The following is a 13506-nucleotide window of genomic DNA, read 5'->3' on the forward strand; positions in this document are numbered from 1 at the left end:
TTTTTACTGCTGCATGTAAATCATATTATAAAAAACAAACATGCCGAAAGTACTTCGTCTACATAAAACCGGTTCTAACGTGGAAGGCTGGGCTAAAACCAGTCAGATCACCAGCACCGAGATTAAAGATATCACCGATGGCGCCGGTGGCCGGGCCTTGAAGATAAACGCCTCCATCCCGACGCCATTCGCCCGCATGCACCTCTTCGAAACGGCCTTCGATTTTGTGAAGCGCGGCGTGGCAGGTAACAACACCAATACCATTTACCATAAGTTCGTCACGCATTTCTGGGATCTATGGGAACTGCTCTACAACCACCAAAGCTACGCGCAGGCCGGTAACAAGATCATCATCCGCCGCTGGAACAAGCACCAGCAACTAGGGGCCATGCAGGCCAACCCGAACACGAGCCTGCTGGGCCGTACGCTGGAGCTTTTCATGAACGACAGCCGCTTCCAGGGCATTGAGGATATCTTCCTTATCTTCTTCGAATCGACCAGTCCGCGCGGCGACCGGCACATGCAGCTCATTGGCGGTACCTCGCCGCTAACCTTCCTGTTTGTGGCGCCAAACGTAAGGCCGCTAAGTATAAACCGTGCCCAGAACATCGGTACTTACTTCGACCAGAACTATGTGTCGCTGGAGCACCGGGAGCCAGATTTCAGGGAGTATGTGCACAAGCTGTTCGTGTCGAACCCGGCCATGATACAGGCTTTTCCGGCAGTGTACAATGCCCTGGACGAGAACCTGCTGCGAAGTATAAACATGGCCGGTGCGGTGGGGCAGGGCGCTATTGCCTCGCAGTACCTGCAACTCGTGGACTTCCAGCAGAATCCGGTGCATGTGGGGCACATCAATTTCCTGGTGAAGAAAGACCAGACCGCCGTGACCAGCAGCGATTTGTTTATCCGACCCACGCATACCGGCTTTGCCGGCGAAAGGCCCATTGTGCTGAAGCCTGAGCTGCGGCTGGCCCCTGACGTGAAGTATGTGAACAACCTGGCCTGGCCGGTGAACACCGTAGTGGGTTACGCGGATGAAAAGCCGTTGGAGAACCGTTCGTTGCCGGGCGTGGGCTTCAACTACCCATACCTGACCATAAACGATCTGCTGCAGGAGACGCTGGTACAGGTGCCTTACGAGGTAAACACTGATCGTTTTTATAGCGGCACCGTGGTATACCAGCCGGGCGTAACGGAGAAGTCCTTTAACTACCTGCTGCCCATCACGCCTTTATACTTTGATTTCTTCTCGCCGGAGGATCTGGCCAATCACCTGACCTTCCACATCGACGTGAACCATGTGCGGGTAACGCTCAGGGTGCCAACCGAGAAAGGAAGCGTGGTGTACGAGCGCAGCTACTATGACAACCCGCTCAACTCGAAAGATGCTAACGGCAACATCATCCCGGAGAAAGGCCATATCCTTAAATCCCGCATCGGCATGGGTGTGTTCCCGTTCTATAAATTCACCGACGCGGTGCAGTATAACGACTTCTATAAGGTGATGCTGGTGGATGAGGACATCGATCCGCTGCTGGTAAACAAGAACCACTCGCTCAGCTTTTTTGCGGGTGGTAAGCAGCTGGAAGCTGGCGGCGGTATTATCTCGGCCACGGCACACAAGCGTACTAAAAAGAGCAACAGCAGTGCGGGCAGTACTTACTACGAAATCCAGGGCACGCACTTCGATTTTGCGGAATTCCGGCACGAGGGAGTTGATTTTATAGGCAGGGCGCTTGTCGTGCCGAAGTTCCAGGAAATGCAGCAGGGGATACACAACTTTACCTTCGCCATTGACTTTGGAACATCGAACACGCACATTGCCTATACTTCCGGCGCCAACCAGCCGCCGCGCGAGTTCTCCATCACCGCCAACGATCAGCAACTGGTGATGCTCAACAAGCCTTCCGATGATCCGGCCCTGACAGACTACCAGCGTTTCCACAAACGCGGTTTCGGCAGGTTGTTCGCCGTGGAGACCCTGCTTAAGCGTGAATTTATACCGTTGATCATCGGCTCCGGCGGCTCTCTGTATAACTTCCCTACCCGTACAGCCACCTGCGAGTCTATTGATTTTGAGAACCAGATCACCAACCTGTTCGGCAACATCAACATCGGCTTCTCCATCAATACCGAGGGCACGCACCAGGAACAGTACAAGCAGGCCTACCACACCGACCTGAAGTGGAGTGAGACGCTGACCAATGCCGGCAAGCGCCGCATTGAGGCGTTCTTCACCGAGATCATGCTGCTCATCAAGAACAAGGTGGTGCTGAACAATGGCAATGTATCCAGCACGAAGATAGTATGGTTTGCACCGCTGAGCTTTGACGAGTACTCCCGCAACATGTTCCAGAATGTGTGGGATACGGTGTACAACAACGTGTTCAAGAATGGCAGAACGACGGTTTGCATTACCGAATCGGTGGCCCCGTTCTACTTCCTGTCCCGAACCGGGGCGGTGGTGCCGAGCCAGGACGAGAACCTGATCAACGTGGACATTGGCGGCGGTACCACCGACGTGCTGCTGTTCACCAACCGCAGGCCTTCGCACAGCTCCTCGTTCCGCTTTGCCGGCAACGACTTGTGGGGCGATGGCTTTGCCACCGTGAAAACGAGCAAAGACAATGGCCTGCTGCAATACGGCGTGGACCACGTGCTGCGCATCCCGCTCACGGAAGAAGGGCGCGAGTACCGCAAGTTCCTTGAAACAGCGCTTGATAACCCGGATTTCAACTCAGCCGACATCAGCTCGCTTTTGTTCAGTTATGATAAGGAGCTAAACTATAGCTCACAACTGCTGCAGGCGCGCCAGCTGCGGTTGATGTTCTACCTGCACTTCGGCGCCTTGATGTATCACCTGGCGCAGCTGGTGCAGCAACTCGACGTGAAAATGCCGCGCTACATCTCATTCAGCGGCCGGGGCAGCTTATACATCAAATTGCTGAGCGCGGGCAACAATCTCTCGAACGTGGAGCGCTATGCCAAGGCCATCTTCCAGAAGGTAACAGGGCAGGAGCCACCGGCCAACTTTAAGCTGGTGCTGGTGGATAATCCGAAGCAGGTAACAGCCAACGGGGGCGCGATGGCGCTGGAAGGAACAGACCTGAACGACCTGACCAACATCCCGATCATGAAACCAACCGGCTCGGCTAATCCGCAAGACGCCCTGACACCGGTAACCAAAACGCAAATTACGGGCGAGTTGCGCCAGGAAGTGATGGATAACGTGATGGCTTGCCTGGAAATGTTGCTCGACGATCCGGATATTTCGCCGCTGATGCGCTCGATGGGCGTGGAGGTGGACCCGATGCGGGTACTTGACTTCATGCGCGTGAACCTGCAGGATAGTTATACCATGATCCTGGAAGACACCGTGCGTGGCCTGACGGACCGGGAGCCGCTGCACGAGACCATGTTCTTTATGCCGCTCAAGCAGTCGCTCTACTTGCTGTCGAAAGAACTCTACAAGCAGCAGTCGCAGGTGAGCGCCATTTCTTAAAGTATAGGCAAGCGTCTTCAGCTAGGTGTTATCCTGGCCTTTGGTAGAGACAGGAAAGTATAAGTATAGATAATCTGTCTGAGTTTCTTTCCAAAGGTCAGGATGATGCTAAAACCATGTGAGGTAGCGGTAGCCTGAACGTAGTATAAGTCCTAATTCGGAATGTAACATCAAACCATGAATACAACTGCCATTATTATAAGTATCATCGCGTTGCTAGGTGCCGCTTTTGCTTTTTTTAGAGCCGTAAGCGCCTATAACATGCTCACCAAACGCATAAACAGGCTCAAGGAACAAAACAGCGACCTGGAGAGCCGCCTCCGAAGGCTAGAGGGTAATGCCAGCCGGGGCAACAGAGCATCCTCCGGAGAGCCAGGCGAAGGCGGTGCGCAGAAGAGACAACGACACGAGCAGCAGCCTGAGCAGCGTCCGAAACAACGCGAGCGGCAGCAACCCCAGCCCCAGCGGGCCGAGGATGTAGCCGAACAGCAGCAGCCACCAAAACGCAGAAAAGACAAACGCAGAAGAAACGAACCGGCAGAGCGCAATAATCCTGAAGGAAGGGAAAAAGCGGCGCCTGCCTCTGCCTCAGAAGCGGTGCGGATGGAGTTTGTCGGCAGCGACCTGCTGGACGAACTGGAGCGGGAGGCAGCCGGGGCCACGCCACCGCCGGTGCAGCCCGAGGCCGTGCCGGAAGCCGCACCTGACACGGGCACCCGCTTTGCCATTATCCCGGAGGATGGCGTGATACGGCAGCACCAGCTGCAGCACAACCCCGACTCCGACAGCTACATTGAAATGGATTTACCGGCCGATGGCAGCAGCACGACCCGCTACCGCTTCAACCTGTCGGGCAACCACGCCTTTGTAATTGCACAGGGTATTGACCGGCTGGAGAACGCCTTCGCATTCGAGAAACCAAGCAACCGTATGGTGAGCCGGGTGGTGCTGCAGGGCGACGGCATTTTGACCAAAGTGAACAACGGCTGGAGAATCCAGGAGAAAGCACGCATAGATTTCAGATAAACCCTTAGATGGAAGGCATTTTTATACTTGAGGCAGTACTGATATTCATCATACTTGGCTACCAGTTGTATATATACAAGGGGAACAAGCAGAAGATTAAAAGTATAGCCGGGCTATTTCCTTCCGAAGACCAGCTTAGCATACGGGAGCAGCTACTGGAAGCCGGAAGTATACAAAAACCTTCCGAAGCAGCACCCGACAGTACCGTATGGCAAGCCATTCTTGCCGGAAAGCCTTTCCGGGAGTATACGCCCTCCAACCCGGTGATTAAAAGAGTGGTGGCTGCAGAAAACAACATGCTGCAGATAGAGGCCAGGGGAGGTCCGGTGGCCAACCTAAGTATAGCCCGCGAAAAACTGGAGAAACTCTTTGCCGGGGGCAACATCCACCTGGTGCAGGGCGACCCGGACCCACTCATCACCACGGTAGCCTCAGGCGGGCGGGGAACCGCTACCATCGACCTGATAGAGGTGCAGCATCCTTCCGAAACCTTTGCCAGCATCATCCGGAGCACTAACCAGTACCTGAAGCGAAACAAAGGGGCGGCTGCGGATTTCGATATTCTCAAAGACGTGTCGGAGCGGTACTCGGAGGCCATGGATGCCGAGGTGCAGTCTACCGTTGCCACACCGCTGTATGTGGGCCTGCTGGGTACTTTCTCCGGGGTGATCATCGGTTTGTCGAGCCTGATTTGGTCCGGTTTGGGAGGGGACGAAGCGGGCGGCGCCGCGGGCTCTTTTATCACGGACCAGAACATTCCATCTTTCCTGTTTGGGGTACTGATTGCCATGTCGGGAAGCTTTCTGGGCCTGCTGCTGACGCTGATGGGAAACAACGCCCTGAAGAATGCCCGCAGCCTCCGCGACCGCAACAAGAACGGGTATTATACTTTCCTGCAGACCAACCTGCTGCCCAAACTTAAATCGGATATGGCGGCCAGCCTGGGCAACCTGAAGTCAGTGCTCGATTCCTTCAACAAGGATTTCCTGGACAAGGTGCTCGGCTTTCGGCCTATTGTGGATACGCTCACCGAGAACATCAGCACGCAGAAGGAATTCATTGAGAAACTCGATCAGATTGGCTTTACGCAGATGGCCAATGCCAACCTGCAGGTGTTCGATAAGATGAAGGAGAGCGAGCAGTTGTTCAAGAACTTTATGCAGTACCAGGTAGCCCTGAACGAGTCGGTGCGGAAAGGGGCGGAGCTCACGCACCAGATTGGGCAAGTGCTCGAGCGCCTGAACAGCCTGCAGGAGGGCTTCGACAAGGTGCCGGGATATTTACAGAAGCACGACGAGTCGATACAGCGGCAGGTGAATTTCTTTGGGCAGCACGAGCGTGAGTTGAACAACATCGGCTCGCGCATCGAACAGTATTTTGACAAGGCCGCGCTCCGGTTAACTGATTTAATGGAAGCCAGGCTGCAGCACCAGGAGCGGGACGCGCAGAACGCGTACGAAAAATGGCAGCAGCATTTCAGAAGGCTCAACGAGGACAATGTGTACCAGCGCATCCTCGATTACATGCGTCCGTTCGAGGACCTGAGCCAACAGCAGGGGAAACTAAATGCGTCGCAGCAGCAACTATCCGGAGAAATACGCCAGACAAACGAGCGCCTGCTGCAGAAGCTCGAAGCCGACACGGCAATTCAGCAGCAACTGCTGCAGCAGCTGCAACTGCTCAACACGCAGATGGCCAAAAGTATGGAGCCCGGACCGCTGAAGGCTGCACTTGATAAGCTCTTTGGCGGAGGGCAGGGCAGGAGGTAAATATGAGCAAGCAAAGCAGAGACTTCTTCTGGCCCAGCTATGTCGATCTGATGACGGTGCTCTTCCTGGTGATGCTGGTGCTATTTGTGCTGAGCTTTAAACTGTTTCAGGATAAGGACCAGGAGAACCGGGACAATATTGCCCGCCTGCAGGTGGAGGTACAGGAAAAGCGAAAGCTGGACGAGATCAAAGCCGCACTGTCCCGCCTGGATGACAAGTATTTTCAGTATAACGAGCAGTATAAGCGTCACGAGTTGCTGGTGGACGTGCTCTTTGAGCAGAGCAGTGCAGAAATTCCGCAACGGGCGCGGGCACCACTCCGCAGGGCAGGCGAGAACCTGAGCCAGGTGATCAACTCTATCGAGGAGGAGGATGTAAAGTACCTGATCGTGATTGACGGGCGCGCGGCCAGCTTCCCCAAGGGTGATCCGCGTAACATCACCCAGCGGGAGTATGCCCTGCAGCTGAGCTACCAGCGGGCGCTGGCCCTGCTCGACTTCTGGCAAAGCCAGGGCATCAGGTTTCCCAGAGACAGGGTAGAGCTGATTGCCGCCGGAAGCGGGTTTGAGGGGGCAGGCCGCAAGGGAGATATCCGCGACCGGCGCTTCGTCATCCAGATTCTCCCGAAGGTGGGCGCGCTGGAGGAGCAAGCCAGGTAGTACAACACAATGGCCAGTGCTTTGCCTGTCTCACCTGCCGCCCATAACGCCTTTTAGCTGCTTTTGCTCATCGGAAAGCGTTGGACGGGGACATGCCAAACTCTGCTGGTAGTGTTATTCGAAAGAAATAAAACATAGTAAATCAGTGGTTTACTGGCATACTTAATTCAGCCTTCCACTAAAAAATTCATTTTTTCTACATCCTAAGGGGTAAATTCGGCTACCCGAAAGCAAATTCGGGTTTTGGTGTCTCATATCGTAAACAGCACGGTACCTCCGCTGAAATTATTACGCTGCATATTCGTCACAAACTTCAGGCGCTTCATCACTTTTATTGTTTTTCAACTGCCCATTCTGCTATCATTGGTTCATGAATGACATGGCAATCAAAAACGTTATAGCCGAACCTATCCAGCGGAATAAGATAGAGTTCTGGGCAGCTACCACCATTTATGTGTTTGCGCTATTTTCCCTCTCCGTGGACAATAGCCCCAACGAGTCCTCGTTCAGGCACGCCAATGTGGTGTATCACTATTACGAGTATTTTTTCTGGCCCCAGTTGGTACGCTTCACCGTCATTTACCTGGCCTTCCTGCTACTTAACTTTAAGGTGGTGCCCAGGCTAATCCGGAAAGAGGCTGTCTGGCCGAACGTGCTGCTCGTACTGGCTGCATTTGTGGCTGTAGGAGTTGTGACGGGCGTGGCAGACACATACTTCAAGGCTTATTTGCTGCCCGGGTTCGACACCCTGCAGGAGTTCTGGAATTATATCTTCCAGCGCAGCTTTCAGAATACCCTGCGGCTCTTGCTCGTGTTCGGTTTTTATACTTTTATCAAGTATTTCGGGCTTTACCTGCTCTCCAATTCGGCTGCCATACAATCACGGTATCGGATGGTGACGCAAGACGTGATCACAACCTTTATAGTATGGCTGGTGAGTGTATTTGTACTGGTTTTGTTTGATGTAGGGGAAGAGGAAACAGCTGTCTGGGCCTTTGTATCACTTAGCGCCATCCTTTTATACTTCTTCTCTTTTTACGCGCTCATACCTAAATCGCTGGGGAAAAAGCGCCCCTTCGGTTCTTATGAGTTAAAGGTGTTGCTCATACTCATCCTTTCTTATTTGCCTGCCGTTTTCCTCTTACTGCCCGTTCTGGATAATGATGAGGCCTTTGGGATTAGTTTAGCCAATGCCGTGTTCCAGTTGGTGGTTACAGCGCCTGTTACCTGGTTTTTGTATAAACGGCAGTTAAGGGGCAGGGAGGAAGTAGTGGGGCTGAAAAAAGAGCTGGGCTACTCGGTCGCGAACCTGGACTTGCTGCGCTCACAGATAAACCCGCACTTTTTGTTCAATGCCCTGAACACACTTTACGGCACCGCCCTGCAGGAGAACAGCGAGCGCACGGCCCAGGGCATACAAATGCTGGGCGATATGATGCGCTTTATGCTCCACGAAAACCTGCAGCGAACGATACTGCTGGCGCGTGAGGTAGAGTACCTGCGCAACTACATCGATCTGCAGCTGCTGCGCACCTCTGCCTCTCCTGATATCATCATAGAGACCAAGATGGAGGAAGTACTGGAGCAACAGCATATTGCGCCCATGCTGCTTATTCCCTTCGTGGAGAATGCCTTCAAACACGGCATCAGCCTGCAGCACAAGTCCTGGATCAGGATAAGCCTGCACTGTGACCAGAACAGGCTATACTTTGATGTTTACAACAGCATCCATAAAAAGTCGGAGCAGGACCCGGAGAAGAACAAGTCCGGCATCGGGCTGAGGAACGTGAGGCAGCGGCTGGAATTGCTCTACCCTCAGAAACACGAGCTGATCATCCGCGAGACGCCCGAGGAATTCTTTGTGCACCTCACGCTGGAGTTGTAAGTATAAAGTATAAACGGAGTATATTTCGGGCAAAGTATAAAGGCAGGTATGAGAGCAATAGCGATAGACGATGAACCCATGGCGCTGGAAGTGGTGCGTTCCCATGCCGCGAAGGTACCTTTCCTGGAGCTTGCCGCCTGCTTTACCGATGCGTTTGAAGCATTGGACTACCTGCAGCAGGAGCAGGTCGACCTGCTGTTCCTCGACATTAAAATGCCCGATATCTCCGGGATAGAATTTTTCTCAAGCCTGCAGAAGAAGCCGATGGTCATTTTTACCACGGCCTATTCCGAGCACGCCGTGACCAGTTTCGAGCTTGATGCCATCGATTACCTGCTCAAGCCCTTCTCGTTGCCGCGGTTCATCAAGGCTTGCCACAAAGCCCAGGAGCTGCTGCAGCTTCGTGGTACGCAAGCCCCGGCCAGGGACTACCTTTTCCTGAAAACCGGCTATGAGCAGGTTAAGGTATACTTTAAAGAGATCTTATACTTAGAAGCCGCCGGCAACTACGTGACCTTTGTGCTGGAGGACAGAAAGCTGCTCACCCGCATGACCACCGGCGAGGCCACTGACCTTTTGCCAGCCGATAAGTTTGTGCGCGTGCACCGTTCCTACATTGTTGCCAAGAGCAGGATAGAGAAGATCGAGCGCCACCAGGTTACCATCCAGGGTAACGAGGTGCCGGTGGGGGCCTCGTACATACAGCAACTGCAGTTGGTTTAATGGCCCTAAAATCAGGACAGTGAACCTGCGGCCAGGAAATCAATTGTGGGGAAGCCAAGACTTTTATGAAGGATGTTAATTTTAGTCTTTGACCAAAGTTGCTTCCTTCATGTAGGCAGCTAGAGCCAAGTCCTACAATTCCCGAGGGTTCAAATACGCTACGCTGGAAAGAAAAAATACTTGTTCAATTTTCGGTTGCCGGTCGAAAGTTATATGGCATTCTTTGCATAAAAAGGATAACATATGACCTATAAACAATTACATGCACAACTCTACAAGGCAGCAGGAGCAGATGGCATCTTTGTCCCGTGCACTGCAAGAGAAGAAGACATAAGCGCAGTAACGCGAAGCACGGGATTGTCGCTAAACGTGATGTGTATGCCCAAACTGCTAACCTATGAGAAGCTGCCAGAACTTGGGGTAAAGCGGATAAGCATGGCTAATTTCCGCTTTGAGGAGATGTATGGGCATTTTGCACAAATGGTCCGTAACGTTAAAGACCAAAGAACCTTTAGCCCTGTGTTTGCCCATGTTAGTAACTGATAAAGGGAAGATCGAAACCTACTACAAAGCTTTGCTTAACAGAGATCAGAGCTTTGTAGGCATCTTTTTTGTCGGAGTCAGGACCACGTCTGTATTCTGTATTGCCACATGCCGTGCCCGGAAGCCTAAGGCAGAAAACGTAGAGTTCTTCACCACGTTCAAAGACGCGCTGAGCCATGGTTACCGCCCCTGCAAAGTATGCAGGCCAACTGAAAATGCAAACCTGGCTCCCGATCAGGTAAGTGCTGCTATAGCGTTAGTAAGGGATAACCCGAAAGAAAAGATAGCTGATTACACCCTCCGGGAAAAGCAGATCTGTCCGGTGCTGGTGCGCAGGTGGTTTAAGCAGCATTATGGGATAACCTTTCAGGCCTTTCAGAGAATGTACAGGATAAACCAGGCACTGCTGGAGCTGAAAGAGGGAAGGAGTGCCACCCAAACCGCTTTTGAAGCAGGTTACGAATCACTGAGTGGCTTTGGTTATACTTATAAAAAGCTGGTAGGCAGCTCTCCAAGGAAGAATAAAGCACAAAATGTGATCCTGATGAACAGGCTCACTACACCTTTGGGACCCATGATTGTTTGTGCCACCGATCAAGGGATTTGCCTGCTGGAGTTTGCTGACAGGAGGATGCTCGAAACAGAGTTCAGGGACTTGCAACAGCGCCTGAATGCCTCCATCATCGCAGGAGAAAACAAGCACATCCAGCAGGCCAGATCGGAGATAACTGAGTACTTTGCGGGACAGAGAAAAACCTTTTCCCTTGAGTTGCACACCCCCGGCACCACGTTTCAGAACCTGGTTTGGGAGTGCCTGATGCAAATTCCTTACGGAGAAACACGTTCCTATCAGCAGCAAGCCGCGGTGGTGGGATGCCCTAATGCTGTCAGGGCAGTCGCCTCTGCAAACGGGTTAAACAAAATAGCCCTTGTTATTCCTTGCCACCGGGTTATCGGTAAAAACGGCAAACTGACAGGGTATGGCGGTGGTTTAGAAAGAAAGCAGTGGCTATTGGATCATGAGAAGCAGCATGCCGGCAAGTAACAATCAATAACAGCGGCACTATGGCTAACTCAGGCTACTGGAAAGCTAAAAATATACCCACTAGTACTGCTTTTTCAGCCTTAGCTGTTATATTATACTTTGGTGAAACCTATCGGCACGTACGTATGATATACCAAGAAATTAAACCCAGCGTAAAACTTGAGCCCTACATTCACTCCTTTTGGGTGCTGAAGGGAGAGGAACCGGACAAGCAATGGGAGCGGAATTTCCCGGATGGCTGTGCCGGGTTAGTCATGAACCTGGGCGACACTTGTTTGACAGACAACGGTTTGGTTTCTATGGAGTTTGGTAAAACCTATGCTGTGGGTGCGATGACTTCTTTTAAGGACAGCTTTATCAACTCCAATACTCACTTAGTTGGGGTTTGCCTGAAGCCGGCAAGCTTTTCAGCTTTTTATAATTACGTCCCTCAGCATGACCTGACGGACAACACCGTTGAGTTTGATAGGCCCCTTTCATTCAATATTGACAAAGTCCTTGAAAACCCTTGCGGTTACCTGAACGAGTTTTTCATTAACAGAGTCAAAAGCAGAGGCAACCAGTTACAGTCCGTTATACAAGATATACATCATGCAAAGGGGCAGCTAAGCATTCAGGAGCTTTCTCAAAGGAACCACATGACAGTAAGGCAACTGGAGCGCCATTTTAAGAAGGAGGTTGGCATCTCACCGAAAGAGTATTCAAATATTGTCCGGTTTCAGCATGCTTTGTCTCTGATTAAGGGCGCTGATGATAAAAGAAGCTTGTTAGACATTGCCTTTGAGTGTGGTTATTATGACCATTCGCATCTAGCCAATGAAGTGAAGCGCAATACCGGGCTTTCGCCTTCGCACCTCTAGATTGTCGCATTTTTCCAAAGCAGAAACAGAAAGGTTACCGTTTCTTTGCAAGAAAAAAGTGAAAGGAAATGAAAAAAATCATTCTGAATCTTGCCGCAACCTTAGATGGGTTTATTGAAGGCCCGAACGGCGAAATTGATTGGTGCATCATGGACGATGACATGGACTTTGATGCCTTTATCCAAAGTATAGACACTATATTTTACGGCAGGGTGAGCTATGACGCCTGGGGCAACTTTCAGCCAGAGGAAAATGCAAGTCCGGCAGAACAGCTGATGTGGCAGGGGATACATTCCAAAGACAAGTACGTTTTTTCAAGTCAAAACCGAACCGACGGGAAAGCCACCTTCATCTCTTCCGACATTGCCAGCACTGTGGCCGCCATAAAAAAGCAGGGAGGCAAGGATATCTGGCTTTACGGGGGCGCAAGCCTTATCAAGACCTTCATCAACCTGGGGCTTATTGACCAATACAAAATCTCTGTCCACCCTATAGCATTGGGTAGTGGTAAACCCCTGTTTGAGGATCTGAGAGAACAGGTTGAACTGAAACTAACAGGCACACGGGTGTTTAGATCAGGGGTGGTAGAGCTGACGTACGAACCAGCATAAATTACGACCCACCAACAGCACCGCCCCAAATGTGGCGGCGAGCACAACCAACTGTACTATACACACGGGATGGTGGCTTTCGGCTTCAAAACGCGGCCTGTGGGCAGGTGCCATACGTGCACGTCATGTTAAATAACTCGACATCTTGTAAAAAATTGGGCGCTACAGGGGTTATCAAACGCACTCCACAGCACTTTTTACTCCTGCTGAAGTTGCTGGCAAGGTTTCCAGCCAGCACCCCAACACTCAACAAGTTATTTAAATAAGTAGGATAACGGCCTGGCGGATTGCTTTCAGACTATAAATGCTTACAGGCAAATCGCCAATGAAACGCAGGAGAAAGTTGTTGCCACCAGAGGCATCGGGTTTTGCACCGATTGTTACGGAAGGGAGAGGGAGCTAGTGTAAACTTTTCCTTCCCCTGCAGGCTGTAGGGGAGTTTTTTTGCAACTCCCGCCACAGAAGATACTGTTCAGGACGGCATGGTACCTGTCGGCGAAAAGCTCATGGCACCAGTCTTCAAGCAGTAGTAACTCCTCGGTATCAAGTTGGGCCACCCCTTTCCTCAACTCTTTCTCAAACAAGGCCCTGTCGAAGCTCACCTTCCACAATATTAATTCCAGATATTCCAGCATACGGTTTCGCTTGTAAGTTATAGAGCAAAGCTACGGATGGCATGTTACCCTAAGGCAACGGGACTGTTATGCTAGCGTCAAGAAAAGCAAACCGGCTGTAGAGAGCGACGCCGGTTACTGCTTGCCTACTACCAGGTGGGGAGGTGCAGGTGTTAGTATACGCTTGATCCCTAGCGGACACAGGTGTGGAGGTGCCGGACTTGTGTTGGCTTTTTCGGGAAAGTGCTTCGAACGTGACCAAAATC

At 51.8% G+C, this 13506-nt stretch carries 11 protein-coding genes; 10 read left to right on the forward strand and 1 reads right to left on the reverse strand.

Annotation, left to right across the window (positions count from 1 at the left end; all coding sequences use genetic code 11):
• Positions 1 to 40 precede the first annotated feature (40 nt).
• The 10 genes from C8N40_RS21540 to C8N40_RS21585 all read left to right on the forward strand — a co-directional run bounded on the left by C8N40_RS21540 (position 41) and on the right by C8N40_RS21585 (position 12626).
• Entirely contained in the window at positions 41 to 3505 is a 3465-nt protein-coding gene (locus C8N40_RS21540) for an acetate and sugar kinases/Hsc70/actin family protein (RefSeq protein ID WP_108213878.1), read from the forward strand.
• Positions 3506 to 3682: 177 nt separating this feature from the next.
• Positions 3683 to 4531, forward strand: coding sequence for a hypothetical protein (locus tag C8N40_RS21545; protein WP_108213879.1), 849 nt, complete (start codon positions 3683 to 3685; stop codon positions 4529 to 4531).
• Positions 4532 to 4539: 8 nt separating this feature from the next.
• Entirely contained in the window at positions 4540 to 6300 is a 1761-nt protein-coding gene (locus tag C8N40_RS21550) for a hypothetical protein (RefSeq protein WP_108213880.1), read from the forward strand.
• Positions 6301 to 6302: 2 nt separating this feature from the next.
• Positions 6303 to 6959 (forward strand): OmpA family protein, encoded by a 657-nt coding sequence (locus tag C8N40_RS21555; RefSeq protein WP_108213881.1) that lies wholly within the window; start codon positions 6303 to 6305, stop codon positions 6957 to 6959.
• A 379-nt stretch (positions 6960 to 7338) separates the two neighbouring features.
• Positions 7339 to 8844 carry a sensor histidine kinase gene (locus tag C8N40_RS21560; RefSeq protein WP_245905221.1) on the forward strand — a complete coding sequence of 502 codons (1506 nt, stop codon included), beginning with the start codon at positions 7339 to 7341 and terminating at the stop codon, positions 8842 to 8844.
• 48 nt (positions 8845 to 8892) lie between these two features.
• Positions 8893 to 9567, forward strand: a complete 675-nt coding sequence (locus C8N40_RS21565; RefSeq protein WP_108213883.1) for a LytR/AlgR family response regulator transcription factor — start codon at positions 8893 to 8895, stop codon at positions 9565 to 9567.
• A gap of 243 nt (positions 9568 to 9810) precedes the next feature.
• Positions 9811 to 10110 (forward strand): isocitrate lyase/phosphoenolpyruvate mutase family protein, encoded by a 300-nt coding sequence (locus C8N40_RS21570; protein ID WP_108213884.1) that lies wholly within the window; start codon positions 9811 to 9813, stop codon positions 10108 to 10110.
• The gene (locus tag C8N40_RS21575; RefSeq protein WP_108213885.1) at positions 10097 to 11155 is read left to right on the forward strand and encodes a bifunctional transcriptional activator/DNA repair enzyme AdaA; all 1059 of its coding nucleotides are present in this window, start codon (positions 10097 to 10099) and stop codon (positions 11153 to 11155) included. Before C8N40_RS21570 ends, C8N40_RS21575 begins: the two co-directional genes overlap by 14 nt.
• 20 nt (positions 11156 to 11175) lie before the next feature.
• Positions 11176 to 12015: a helix-turn-helix domain-containing protein gene (locus C8N40_RS21580; RefSeq protein ID WP_245905222.1), complete on the forward strand. Its 840-nt coding sequence runs from the start codon at positions 11176 to 11178 to the stop codon at positions 12013 to 12015.
• 68 nt (positions 12016 to 12083) lie between these two features.
• Positions 12084 to 12626 carry a dihydrofolate reductase family protein gene (locus C8N40_RS21585; RefSeq protein ID WP_108213887.1) on the forward strand — a complete coding sequence of 181 codons (543 nt, stop codon included), beginning with the start codon at positions 12084 to 12086 and terminating at the stop codon, positions 12624 to 12626.
• 380 nt (positions 12627 to 13006) lie between these two features.
• Here C8N40_RS21585 and C8N40_RS21590 read toward each other — a convergent pair whose 3' ends face one another.
• Entirely contained in the window at positions 13007 to 13261 is a 255-nt protein-coding gene (locus C8N40_RS21590) for a hypothetical protein (protein WP_108213888.1), read from the reverse strand.
• Positions 13262 to 13506 lie beyond the last annotated feature (245 nt).

Source organism: Pontibacter mucosus, from assembly GCF_003054055.1.
GTDB classification, from domain to species: Bacteria; Bacteroidota; Bacteroidia; order Cytophagales; family Hymenobacteraceae; genus Pontibacter; species Pontibacter mucosus.

What these genes read in the sequence shown, in the direction of transcription:
- C8N40_RS21540 (WP_108213878.1), top strand. Translation starts at nt 41, where the DNA reads ATGCCGAAAGTACTTCGTCTACATAAAACCGGTTCTAACGTGGAAGGC.
- C8N40_RS21545 (WP_108213879.1), top strand. Translation starts at nt 3,683, where the DNA reads ATGAATACAACTGCCATTATTATAAGTATCATCGCGTTGCTAGGTGCC.
- C8N40_RS21550 (WP_108213880.1), top strand. Translation starts at nt 4,540, where the DNA reads ATGGAAGGCATTTTTATACTTGAGGCAGTACTGATATTCATCATACTT.
- C8N40_RS21555 (WP_108213881.1), top strand. Translation starts at nt 6,303, where the DNA reads ATGAGCAAGCAAAGCAGAGACTTCTTCTGGCCCAGCTATGTCGATCTG.
- C8N40_RS21560 (WP_245905221.1), top strand. Translation starts at nt 7,339, where the DNA reads ATGGCAATCAAAAACGTTATAGCCGAACCTATCCAGCGGAATAAGATA.
- C8N40_RS21565 (WP_108213883.1), top strand. Translation starts at nt 8,893, where the DNA reads ATGAGAGCAATAGCGATAGACGATGAACCCATGGCGCTGGAAGTGGTG.
- C8N40_RS21570 (WP_108213884.1), top strand. Translation starts at nt 9,811, where the DNA reads ATGACCTATAAACAATTACATGCACAACTCTACAAGGCAGCAGGAGCA.
- C8N40_RS21575 (WP_108213885.1), top strand. Translation starts at nt 10,097, where the DNA reads ATGTTAGTAACTGATAAAGGGAAGATCGAAACCTACTACAAAGCTTTG.
- C8N40_RS21580 (WP_245905222.1), top strand. Translation starts at nt 11,176, where the DNA reads ATGGCTAACTCAGGCTACTGGAAAGCTAAAAATATACCCACTAGTACT.
- C8N40_RS21585 (WP_108213887.1), top strand. Translation starts at nt 12,084, where the DNA reads ATGAAAAAAATCATTCTGAATCTTGCCGCAACCTTAGATGGGTTTATT.
- C8N40_RS21590 (WP_108213888.1), bottom strand. Translation starts at nt 13,261, where the DNA reads ATGCTGGAATATCTGGAATTAATATTGTGGAAGGTGAGCTTCGACAGG.